This is a genomic window from Paenibacillus sp. J22FR83 (genome assembly GCF_059691955.1).
The window spans coordinates 362,314-374,464 of record NZ_JCAUAM010000003.1 but is presented as its reverse complement, the minus strand read 5'-3'; the positions used below and the strand labels follow the sequence as shown (position 1 = coordinate 374,464).

General features: G+C 42.5%; 11 protein-coding genes. All 11 read right to left on the bottom strand.

The annotated features are described in order from the left end of the window. Positions 1-124: 124 nt before the first annotated feature. The 11 genes from AC58PV_RS07375 to AC58PV_RS07325 all read right to left on the bottom strand — a co-directional run bounded on the left by AC58PV_RS07375 (position 125) and on the right by AC58PV_RS07325 (position 12,134). On the bottom strand, positions 125-688 hold the full coding sequence (locus AC58PV_RS07375) for a GNAT family N-acetyltransferase (protein ID WP_497431619.1): 564 nt from the start codon (positions 686-688) through the stop codon (positions 125-127). Positions 689-752: 64 nt separating this feature from the next. Further along, the gene (locus AC58PV_RS07370; protein ID WP_497431618.1) at positions 753-2,906 is read right to left on the bottom strand and encodes an EAL domain-containing protein; all 2,154 of its coding nucleotides are present in this window, start codon (positions 2,904-2,906) and stop codon (positions 753-755) included. Positions 2,907-2,922: 16 nt separating this feature from the next. Next, on the bottom strand, positions 2,923-5,418 hold the full coding sequence (locus tag AC58PV_RS07365) for a chemotaxis protein CheW (RefSeq protein ID WP_497431617.1): 2,496 nt from the start codon (positions 5,416-5,418) through the stop codon (positions 2,923-2,925). Further along, positions 5,411-5,854 carry a chemotaxis protein CheW gene (locus AC58PV_RS07360; protein ID WP_497431616.1) on the bottom strand — a complete coding sequence of 148 codons (444 nt, stop codon included), beginning with the start codon at positions 5,852-5,854 and terminating at the stop codon, positions 5,411-5,413. The genes AC58PV_RS07365 and AC58PV_RS07360 overlap by 8 nt, the downstream gene beginning before the upstream one ends. 16 nt (positions 5,855-5,870) lie before the next feature. Then, the gene (locus AC58PV_RS07355) at positions 5,871-7,442 is read right to left on the bottom strand and encodes a methyl-accepting chemotaxis protein (RefSeq protein ID WP_497431615.1); all 1,572 of its coding nucleotides are present in this window, start codon (positions 7,440-7,442) and stop codon (positions 5,871-5,873) included. Positions 7,443-7,465: 23 nt separating this feature from the next. Beyond that, complete coding sequence (locus AC58PV_RS07350; RefSeq protein WP_497431614.1) at positions 7,466-7,870, bottom strand: hypothetical protein; 405 nt, start codon at positions 7,868-7,870, stop codon at positions 7,466-7,468. A 333-nt stretch (positions 7,871-8,203) separates the two neighbouring features. After that, positions 8,204-8,560 carry a response regulator gene (locus AC58PV_RS07345; protein ID WP_497431613.1) on the bottom strand — a complete coding sequence of 119 codons (357 nt, stop codon included), beginning with the start codon at positions 8,558-8,560 and terminating at the stop codon, positions 8,204-8,206. Positions 8,561-8,578: 18 nt separating this feature from the next. Next, a complete protein-coding gene (locus AC58PV_RS07340) occupies positions 8,579-9,025 on the bottom strand; it encodes a chemotaxis protein CheX (protein ID WP_497431612.1) in 447 nt (148 codons plus the stop codon). 164 nt (positions 9,026-9,189) lie between these two features. Further along, positions 9,190-9,957, bottom strand: a complete 768-nt coding sequence (locus AC58PV_RS07335) for a sugar phosphate isomerase/epimerase family protein (RefSeq protein ID WP_497431611.1) — start codon at positions 9,955-9,957, stop codon at positions 9,190-9,192. 138 nt (positions 9,958-10,095) lie between these two features. Next, positions 10,096-10,308 (bottom strand): alpha/beta-type small acid-soluble spore protein, encoded by a 213-nt coding sequence (locus AC58PV_RS07330; RefSeq protein WP_068667643.1) that lies wholly within the window; start codon positions 10,306-10,308, stop codon positions 10,096-10,098. Between the two features lie 71 nt (positions 10,309-10,379). Continuing rightward, positions 10,380-12,134, bottom strand: a complete 1,755-nt coding sequence (locus AC58PV_RS07325) for a sensor histidine kinase (RefSeq protein WP_497431610.1) — start codon at positions 12,132-12,134, stop codon at positions 10,380-10,382. Positions 12,135-12,151: the final 17 nt, after the last annotated feature.

Below are 12,151 nucleotides of genomic sequence, written 5' to 3'. Positions count from 1 at the left end.
ATCGTGTCTTCCGATATGCAACGACTGTGACTACTGAAACGGGAAACTGCCGCAGATTTGGGATCTGTAGCAGTTGGATAGTGCTATTTCCCCGTTTTCTTTCATGTTTATGGAGGATTTCCATTTATTTGTGGCTTACACTCCCCAAATAATCCTCAACCAACATCGCGAACACAACGTGATCCTCACGTACGCCGTTTATCTCCAACAACTTACGAGCGAGTCCTTCTCGCTGGAAGCCAGCCTTTTCCAAGACGCGCATCGACCCGATGTTACGGGGCATGACACCGGCTTCAATGCGCAGTAAGCCAACTTCTTCAAAAGCAAATTTCATAACCAGTTGAATCGCTTCCGACATGTACCCTTTGCCATTATGTGCCTGATCCATACTGTATCCGAGGATGCACTTCTGGTGCGGCCCTCGCTGCACATCAAATAGCGAAATATCACCGATGAGTTGCCCTGTTTCATTCAGAACGATGCCGAAAGCGTAACGTTTATCTTCTTCCTTTTGTTTGATACCATTCTCAATGCTCTTCCCTTGTACTTCTCTTGTATAAAATGATGCATTCCGCGCAGGACTAACGCTCTCGAATAATTCACGGTTACGCAGCATGAGGTTTAGCATATCCTCTGTGTCGCCAACATCTAAAAATCGGATAGATACTCTTCCCTTATTGTCGCTCATGATCATCATCATCCTTTAATCTAGAAGTCCTGTTATTATACGTCGGATGAAAGAATGGATCAAATCACGCCGTTGCAAACCTTGCAAAAATCTCAGGTACTTCACTTGCCTCCACTGGCCGGCCAAACAAATACCCTTGTACCGTATCGCAATGAAAGTCTTGCAGAACACTTAAATCTGCCTCGTTCTCAACGCCTTCTGCAATCACATTAATTTTCAGATTGCGTGCCAAGGTGATGATCGTGTTGACGATCGCTGCATGTGTCGGTTTTACCGATATATCCTTAACGAAAGATTGATCGATTTTGAGATGATGAATAGGGAATTCTGTCAAGTAACTCAATGAGCTGTAGCCTGTCCCGAAGTCATCCATAGCAATCTGTAAACCCATGCTACTAAAACTATTTAATGTCGCAAGCGCGACTTGAACATCCATCGTCATACTTTCTGTAATTTCCAACTCCAAGTACTGTGGCTCAAGCCCTGTTTCTTGGAGGATATGTGCAATCTGCTCACACAGGGATCTATCGTAGAATTGCTTCGATGATAAATTCACTGCCACGGAGACTTTCGGTAATCCTAAGTTCTGCCAGTGCTTATTCTGAGCACAAGCTGTCTCGATTACCCATTTGCCAATGGGATAAATAAGCCCTGTTTCTTCTGCAATCGGAATAAATTCTAAGGGAGACACTCGTCCCAGTTGGGGGCTATCCCAGCGTATTAAACTTTCAAATCCGACAATTTCATTGGCTATCACGTTGACTTGCGGTTGGTACATCAGGATAAACTCGTTCTTCTCCAGCGCTTTACGCAAATGTTTCTCAATCTTCATTCGTCTCTCAATTTTGGCATAGATCTGTGGGCTGAAAAACTGAACTTGATTGCCCCCAAGCTCCTTCGCGTAATCCATCGCGATATCAGCGAAACGTACGAGTGTTTCAGGGTCTTGATCATCATCTGGGAACTGACTAATTCCAATGGATGGTGAAATGTAAATTTCATGCTCCTTGATCCGAATTGCCTGATTAATACTTTGAATAATATGCTGTGTATAGATATCCAGCTCACTCTTGGATTTGTGCTTCACGAGTCCGATGAATTCATCACTGCCAACTCGGAAGACATGCAAATTTTGAGTCAGGAAGCTATTCTTCAACCTCCGTGCGATAACCTGAAGAATGCGATCGCCAACATCGTGTCCTAATGATTCATTCGCTAGTTTAAACTGGTCCAAATTGACAAATACGATAGCGAAGCGTTCCTTCTGATAGATGGCATCTTCGATCCATTTCGTTAATACCTGTCGATTGGGAAGACCTGTTAAAGGATCATGATGAACCAAATAGCGAATTCGCTCTTCCATGCTACGCGACTCCGTAATATCAACGGTTAAGGAAATAACCTCGCGAATGACGCCATTGTTTTTGATCGGTCGAAGAACTGTTAAGAAATAATAGCCATGCCATTCCGTTTCAAAATCAACAACTTCTTCCCGGGACCAAGCAAACTCATAGTATTGTTCCATGTGAAGTGCCATGTATGCGGGAAAGATAGCATGGAGATCCTTACCAATAGCATATTTCTCTTTGATCCCTATTCGATCGAACAAGCACCCCTGCCATGTTGTATAAATAAATTCATCTTGTTCTTTTCGAAATTTCACTAATAGTCCGTTTTGCTGACTAATCTTCTGATGAAGCTCAGCTTGAAATTGAAGGAGATCCTCTTCCATTTTCAATAAAAAAGTTAGCATTTCGATATGACTTTTGACGGACTGTTCCTTCCCGAGCATGTTGGTCTCATTGCGCAGGAACAACTTCTTTTTCATGGCCGTTTTGCATCTCAATAGAAACTCTTCTTCCATTAAGACATTGCGCGTCCTCTGAAAAAGAGTTTCCTTCTGAATAAAGTCCATCGCTCCGTACTCCAGAGCTTTCATCGCTGCGTTCGAGCCTTCTTCCGTGTAACTGCTCAGCATGACAACGGGGACTGGATGGAACGTCATGATTTGATGTAAAGCCGTTAACCCATCCATCTCTGGCATCTCAATATCAAGTGTCACTAAATCTGGCTGTAGTTCGACGATCTTGTCCAGTGCATTAGTGCCATTCACCGCAAATCCAACCACCGTAAATTGCGGATCTTGATCGAAGAGCTTAGCAATCATATTACGCATAACGATGGAGTCATCGACAATTAGGACACGATATGTTCTCATACTTGTCACCTAATTCTTATATATTCATCTTCAACTGCAAGAGGAGCTGCTCTTGATCGAAAACTTGGATTAGCCGATCATCTTTCTTATAAATACTCCGAATCGTAGAAAGTGAGGCTTTGCTATGAACAATCTCTTCATTGGTATCGTGTTCAAATACAGTGACAATTTCGGTTACAGAATTCACAGCAATACCAATCGATTGTTCATCATCCCGCACGATGAGAACGCGAGATTTGGCTGAACTGGTTTGTGTTGTCAGCCCCATACTACTACGTAAATCATAAACCACCAGCAATTCTTCTCTAATGTTCATAATGCCCAGCACGTTAGGGTCTGCTCCGGCAATCTTCGTCATCGAAGGCATCGCCACAATCTCTTGCACATGCTCAAGATCAAATCCATACCATTCCGCACCGAATTGAACGGTGATCAACTCACGTTTCGTCGTATGTTTGCCTTTATTCGCCCGATCTTTCATACCGAAACGAACATGCCCAGATGAGGATTTCTGCATCATCGCGTTTACATCTAGTATGAGGGCAACCAATCCATCGCCAAGTATGGTCGTTCCAGCAATGTACGGGATGTGGCCAACGATATCGTCTAGGGATTTAATGACAATCTCTTGGTTGGCAATTAATTCATCCACAACGAGACATATGCGTTTCTCCGCCATCCCAATCATAAGAATTGACTTCTTAGACTTCGTCGTTCCTTCAATCTCTTTGTCCTCAGGCGATAGCAAAGAATTTAACCGCAGCAAGGGCAGAATTTCACCGCGAACATGACAAATCTCTTGACCATGCAACCATTGAATTTCTTGTTCGTTAAATCTGAAAATCTCAATGATATTCGACAGAGGTACAGCAATCGTTCGCTTCCCTTGCCGTACTAATAGAGAGCGAATGATCGCAAGCGTTAAAGGCAATTTCAACGTAATCGTTGTTCCTTTGCCAATCACCGTCTCGATGTCGATAAGCCCATTCAGCTTCTCAATATGCGAGCGCACGATATCCATCCCAACGCCACGACCAGATAATTCGGTTACTTGCTCTGCTGTCGACATCCCCGAATGGAAAATAAGCTTAATGATTTCCTTATCTGTCAGCTCTCTCGATTCTTCTTCCGAAATAAAGCCTTTATCCACGGCTTTCTGACGGATACGTTCCGGATCAATTCCACGGCCATCATCTGTTACTGTGATCACAATGGAGTTCTCTTCATGTGCAGCCTTCATCCGAATATGCCCTTTACGCGGCTTGCCTGCTGCTTCTCGCTGGTCAGGTGTTTCCAATCCGTGATCTGCCGCATTGCGGAGGATATGTATGAGTGGATCGCTAATTTCTTCAATCAACGTGCGGTCAAGCTCCGTTTCTTTCCCTTCAATCGTCAAGGCAATCTCTTTGTTGGCCGTTTGAGATAAATCACGGATTAATCGTGGAAATCTGCTAAAAAGCTGCTCGATCGGGATCATCCGCGTCTTCATCATCCCATCACGCATATTAGAGACGATTTTGCCCAAATGGTGCGTAATATCTTCAAGCAAATGAATATCGGCATCTTGTTTATATTTATCTTGCAACCTCTTCTTCACATCAGCGAGCCGAGTATTATCAATGAGGAGTTCCCCTACTAAATTAATTAAATGCTCTAGCCGCTGAACATCCACACGTACCGTATGAGATACGGTTGAGGCTTCTTTCATAGCTGCTGTTGCTGGTTTAGTTGATTTGCTCTCCGTATTAGGTGTTGGCACAGGTACTGTTGATGCAATCAGCTCAGGTTCACTTATCTGACTCGGAGATTGGCTTGAGAATGGCCCTACACATACTTCCGCTAATTGTGATATTCGGTTAATTCGCTCTTGCACTTCGCTGCTATCTTGCGCCGTTGATACAAGAAAGTGAATCGGAACCCCCAATTCTTCATCCGTGCTTGATGCATGGAAATTCGGTTGCGTGGATAGCACGTCGCCTATTTCCTGCAGCTCGCGAAGGACGAGCACCGCTCGAACTGCCTTCATCACGGTTTCAGGTTCGATTATGATGCGAATCGATAGGAGCTCCGGCCCAGTGGTCACGGATTGCTGGGCAACTGGAGCCGTCTCCACAGGTGCTTGTTCCCCATGAGATAGCTGCTCAAGAACAACAATAAGGTGATCTACCGCTTGCTCTTCATAGTTGCCCCTCAAGAAAAGCTCTCTTTGCCCCTTCATATAATCAATGCTTTGGAATAACACATTCATCAGGTCAGTATGAACTTGGATCCGATTGTTGCGAAGATGATCAAATATATTTTCCAGCTTATGCATCATCTCTTTTAACTTGTCGAACCCCATAGCAGCGGCAGAGCCTTTGAGCGTATGAGCGATACGAAATATGGTTTGAATCGTTTCTGGCTTGGATCCGTTCTCCTCAAGCTCCAATAAACTTTTATCCAAAAGAAGAAGTTGTTCACTTAATTCATCCAGAAACACACCCATGTATACTTCCATTTGAAAATCACTCATGCCCTCTTACCTCCTGGAGAAACAGCTCGCCAATATCCAAAATCCCAACGTAACTGCCTTCAAATTCACCGATTGCTTGCAAATAAATGCTGCCTTGCTTGCCGAATTCCTCTGTAACCGGTTTTACTTCTGTAAATCCGATCACTCGACTAACACAATCTACAACTAGACCGAGTGTCTTACCCGCTACGTGAACAATCATAATACGGGTATGTTTCGTATCCGCGACCGGTTCCATGTGCAGCATGGCGCGTAAACAATAGATGGGGATGATGATGCCGCGCAAATTAATGACCCCACGCAAATTCTTCTTATTTCCTGGCAAAACGGTTATGTCATGCATCTTAATTATTTCTTGAATATACGCGATAGAAAAAGCATAGTGTTCTTGGCCAATCTGGCCTTCCACATACAAGGGAGTGACCGTCGTTGTCATATGCGACCCTGTCCTCTCACACTTTGAAATTAGAAACGGATTGATTCAAATCATCTGCTAAAGTTGCTAGCGATTGGGAAGAGCTTGCCGTTTCCTCGGCCGCAGCGGCAGACTGTTGGCTAACTGAAGCAATATTTTGAATGAAACTTAGTACTTCTTCCGATTGAGCGGATTGTTCCTCGCTTGCGGCAGCGATTTCCGTTACTTGCTGTGCAGTATTCGCAACCATGCGAACGATATTATCAAACTGGGTTCCCGTGCGTTCAGATAGCTCAGCTGCTTCTGAAACTGCTTTGACACTCAAATCCGTATTGGTTTGCATACCTTTAATAATAATGGCAATTTGTTTCGTCGCCTCGCCGCTGCGTTCAGCTAATTTCCTAACTTCTTCCGCAACAACCGCGAAGCCTCTACCCTGTTCTCCTGCCCTAGCCGCTTCAATCGCAGCGTTAAGTGCTAATAAGTTCGTTTGATCTGCGATATCATCAATGACCTCGATAATTTGACCGATTTTCTCTGCATCTTGCTCAAGCAAAGACATTTGCTTCGATACATTCCCCATTGAAGTAATGGAAGCTTGAACAGCAATTCCACCTTCTTTAGCACCTTTTCTAGTTTGTTCGGAAAGCTCAGCGACGACTTCTGCATTCTGAGCAACGGAGTCAATGGCAAGTGAAAGTTCTTTAAATAAGCTGTTCACGGTTTGTGTTGACTCTGCTTGGTGCATGCTTCCTTTGGCGATTTGCTCCGTAGTCGCAGAAATTTCTTCCGCAGCTGCTGCAACATTCTGTGAAGAAGATACCGTTTTACTAATGAGCACACGGAGATTCTCTAACATATCATTAAAGGCCTCGGCCAATGAACCGAGCTCATCCTTTGTTTTCGAAGTTGCTTTCTCTCTCAAGTCACCTTCCGCTGCTTTCGTAACGACGGATAGAAGGGATTGTACGGTTCTGGAGATACTGCCTGACAAATACAGAGCGACACTAATACCGATTAAGATTGCAAATATACCCAATAAAATAATGGTCAATGTACCTGACTTATTTTCAGAAACAGCTGTATCTACTTCTGCCTTGGAACCTACCTCATTAAATTGAATCCATTTGTCAAACAAATCCGTTGTCTGTGCCCGTGCGGGTCTTACTTGTGTAATCACATCATAGGCCTGCTGATCTTCATTCTTCGTAGCTAATTGAATAATCGCATCTGCTTGATTCATATAAGTCGTCATTGAAGCCAGTATATCATTGTAAATTTTCGTCTCTTCCCCTGGGTTTACTAATTCCTCGTAGGCTTTCATCTCTTTCAAGGCATTTTCTTTGTTTTGTAGGATATTTGTCTTCGCACTTGCGATTTTATCTGGATCTGACTCAAGAATAATTTGATGAAAAGCCACTCGAACTTCGAAGAAATCCGTTTTAATTTGATCAATCTTAAGAATACTAGGCAGCCAATTTCCCTGAACATTTACTGCTGATTTTTGAATCGAATTCATACTTAGAATTGCCACTAAACCTACTGTAAATGTAAGCGCGAGCACAAGAATAAATCCTGCTAATAATTTCATTCTAATCGTTGCTTTCATTACGAAATCCCCCTAATTGTTGGTTACATGTCTTTCAATTGAATTGCTGAAAACACAAGATCAATGATTTCCCCACGTGCTTGATTTAGAAAACCTAATGAAGTCTGTTGCAAATTCTCAATGGATACACAGGAAATTAAGAGAATCTTCTCTGAGTAGTAATACATGGAGAGCTCATAGGAAGAAGATTCCTTCTTAACAACTTCACTGATATTCGTGTTCTTGTATTTCTCTGGAAGTTCAAGTGCATACATTAAATACAAGGGTTCTCCTTCACCTTGACTCATCTGAAAAGATTCTTTGAACATCTTCGTCGTCATGGCATTCCATCGAAACCCATACTTGTAGAATGGATCCTCCTCCCAGGTAGGCTCGAATAGTGCTATCAATTCGATAAATTGCTCGCGGTAGTAGTGGATTAGATTCATAGTTGTGGGTCCCTCGCAATTCCATAACAAAGTTTGTACTTCTCAATACCTTTATCTTACCGATGAATTGTTGTGAAACTTCTATCTAGGATTTTAGATAAACATGTTTTTTGCTAATAATTAGCTAACGTTTGGCAGAAAGTTTATAGAAATGATGATAAAGGACCCTAGTTTGTAAGTTTTTTATCCTAATTGTAAGCCTTTATACCTATATTCAACATGCATGATCATGACTTTCACACTACTCACATCATGCTTCTATAGATATACGTAAACAAAAAACGCCCATCCTTGTGCTTCATTCTGCACAGGACGAGCGTTCATCTTTATGTATTATATAGCTCTTCGTATCGCATCCAACACACGATCACCCTGGAAAGGCTTGACGATAAAATCCTTAGCTCCTGCTTGAATGGCTTGAACAACCATGCCTTGTTGCCCCATTGCTGAACACATGACAATTTTCGCATTCGCATCTTTTTTCTTAATTTCCCTAACGGCTTCTACGCCTTCCATCTCGGGCATCGTGATATCCATCGTAACAATATCCGGTTTCAGTTCCTGATACTTTTGAATAGCTACTATGCCATTCTCCGCTTCACCAACAACTTCATGTCCACCTTTCGTCAAAATATCTTTCAGCATCATCCGCATGAATGCTGCATCATCCACGATTAATATTTTAGCCATAACCAATCACTCCTCTTATCAATGCTCTTTCAATAACACGACGCGAATATCGCCAACCGTCTGAATGGATATGGGCAGCATCAGCTTGTTAGTCACATTGTCGAAATGGTAATTCTCCTCCAATAAAGAAGGTGGCGTAATATCGAGGGCAACACCTTGTTCACCGAGGATCGTAGTGGTTCTGCCGGCAATAATGTTAGCGATTTCACTCACACAACTATCCAGCATCTCACCTTCCATATACATCCCGAAAATCGCTTCACTCATTCGGCTAAATACGACACGCTGACCATCTAGAATCATACAATACTCACTATTCGTGAAATTGATAGAGACCCCGATTTCGTCCTTTCGAATCGGTTCATTGCTTGTAAGCACTTCGGTTTGATCTAAGGTTTGTGGCAGCATGTTGCCAATCGATGCGCGTACACTATTCAGTAATAAATTTTGCAAATTCTGAGTCATCCTTTTCTCCCCTATTCAGTTGGTTGTAACCGGTTATGCCTTCCTTCAATACACTCACTTTAGCCTATAATTGTTAGGTAACTACACTCCTAATTGTTAAAGATGTATGTGAATGAAATAAACGGAGCTCGCTAATCGCGCTGCTCCGTTCATGAGAGAAACTTTTATGATAAATCATGTAATAAGTGCTGTAAGGCTGTGGCATCTTGTTTCAGTTGTTCATCGGTATTACCCATGACAAACTCCATCAGGATGTAGCGATCTTCACGGATGTCTATCTGTGCCAAGTATTGCGACCACTCATGAATTCCTTCCGAGAATGGTCGGCGCGTATCTCTTTCCCAATAATAAGCATGAAGGTTTAACAGCTTCTTTCGCGCCGCTAATTCATGGAGTCCTTCACAACGTTCTTTGACCGAAAGCTCAGGTGTTGGCTGCCACAAGCAATAAAGATTGGCATGATCTGCCGCATCCAACAAGCGCATAGAAGATTCATTCGTGTCGGTTAGTGTGCCTCTGTGCCACTCAAGGGCAACTTTGATACCTTCTGCCTCAGCCATCTCAGCCATTTGCTTAGCTTCTCGTGCCATGCGAGTATAATCGTCCGAGGTTGCCGCCGCAGATGGCAATGTTCCTGCCCATATGCGAATAATCGGCGCATGCAATGCTTTGGCAGCAGTCAAGCTCTCACGAAAAACGTGCTCGGGATATTCATTGGCAAGTAAACGGAAATAGGAACCATACGCGGCTACCTGCAAGCCAGCATCGATTGTTCTTTCGTATACATTGTGTGCCCCAGCTACATCCCCAGGCTTCACATGTGCGTTCTCCGACCATTCAATCGCTTTCAACCCACACTCACGGCTTAACTCAATAATGTCAATTGCTGATCTTTCACGAAATGTGACGGATACAAGTCCAGGTATAATCATCGCTGCTTTCGCTCACTTTCACATAGTCTCAACTTACATGATTCCCTAAACCAATCGAATTGTAAAGAAAAAAAGACTCCAGTCACCCGAGTAGGAAGAGTGATTGTCGTCTTTTTGGTTTGCCTATGACTAAACGAACTAGCGTTTGAAACCTTGAAGTTGTTGTTCAGCGATTTGTACTAATCTCTTCGTGATCGTACCACCGATTGAACCTGCGTCGCGAGTGAGAAGATTTCCGTTGTAACCATTCGGTTGCAGCGCAATCCCTAATTCTTGAGCAACTTCGTATTTCAATTGATTTAAAGCGGCTTTAGCTTGTGGAACTAGCAATGTATTGTTGTTGTTAGCCATTCGTAAATCACTCCTTCTCGTGGTGTAAGCTTAGGATGTGGAGTGTAAGGAAATCTTATACATTCTTTTTTTTATTTCTCATGTTTTAACGGAATGACGATGGAAAAGGTAACTCCAGCCTCTTGTGTAGTGAAATCAATTCTTCCTTTATAACGCTCAATTAATTGTTTAATGATATGAAGTCCAAGACCTTTGTTGTTCTTGCCAATTTTCGTCGAGAAGCCTGAATCAAATATTCGCATTTGAATGTCTGGGCTAACAGGGTTACAAGAATTCTGCACTTGAATCGTCAGTTGGTTGGCTTGAACGATGCCTTCCACTGTGATTTTCCTTTCGTTGGCAGGCAGCTCGATCGTCGCATCAAACGCATTATCGATCAAATTACTTAATATGCGAACTAAATCCGTGGTCTTAATTGTTGTAAGTCGCAAATTTTCCATGTTTTTAAAATCCACCTGCATGTCAATGTTGTGCAGTTCGGATTGTGCCAACTTGGCTTGGATAATTCCGCTTAATGCAGGAATATTAATTTCAACCGCTTTTATTTTGTTATCCATCATTTTCGCTTCTTGAATTAACGGATCTATGTAGTCTTGCAGACTTTCATATTTCTTAAGTTTAATCATCCACGAGATGGTCGTAATATGGTTGATAATATCGTGACGCTGTTCTTTGATCGACTGAACGATCGAATTAATATTGGCAAGATACACATCTTGAACTGTCTTCACAGCTCCTTCATTCTTCTTCCGCGTAATCGAATACAGGATGACAATAACAACGCACACTAATAGTGTAACAATGCACATGAAAATAAAAACTTCACGAAACTGCTGATGCAAGGTTTTTTCGATCTGACTGTAATCGGTTGCAACCATAACCACTTTGGGTAAGTCATCGCGCTTATACTTCAGATTCGTCGTGACCAACGGCGTAAAACTTTTCAATACGTTCTTCCCATTCAAATTCACATTGTAAAAAATGGTACTGTTTTTGGTTAAAGCTTCCTTGATCTTACTCTCTTCAACACCATCTCGATACTTGTAGCTGCCGTTAAGTAGGAAACGTTCCGAATACCAGCTAGCTCTATTATTAGGTGTTGGCGATTTATCGATGATCTTCTCTGGATTCAAGACACCAATCTCTATTAAATTTCCTTCGTTATTTTCAAGGAGCTCTTGAATACTAGCATCAACACCTACTTTTTGACGATAGTGTTCGAGACTGCTTGATACGTTCAAATACGGATTAATAAGATAGTTGGTCGTTCCATCGTAGAATTCTCCCCATTTCCTAACGTCCGCTTCATCTGTTGAAGCCGTATCAATGGGGCCGCTCCAAAAGTTCTCAAGCGTCAATCCGGTACCAACATCTACACGTTTACGGTCTGTTAACTGTAATTGCGCTGAATATACGATTCCCCATGTTTTGGAGCTTGCGTTGATTTCTTTGGGATCCGAGGATCTGACCCCAATGAGGTCATCTCCTCGTCTCTCGAATAGCGTAATCCCGCCTATATTCAATTCCTTCGCCAACGCAACGAGCTGTTCGTTCGTGACTTGGTTGAAATCAGGATGAAGGGACTTCTGAATCACGATTGAAGCCGTCCGGAGTTCATGACCCAGCATTTCATCGTAGGTTGCCTCTACTTCACTTTGCTTACTTAGTTCGGCAGAAATCGTCGAGGTCACGAGTTTGATTTTCTCTTTTTGATGATTGTTTAATAGAACCTTGGAATGTTGAAAATACGTTAAATTCATACTTAATATAGCGATTAAGAAAATTAAAATTGTTTTTAATGGGAACTTATCTAGTGATGAAAACATGCTTACGATCTCCCTCA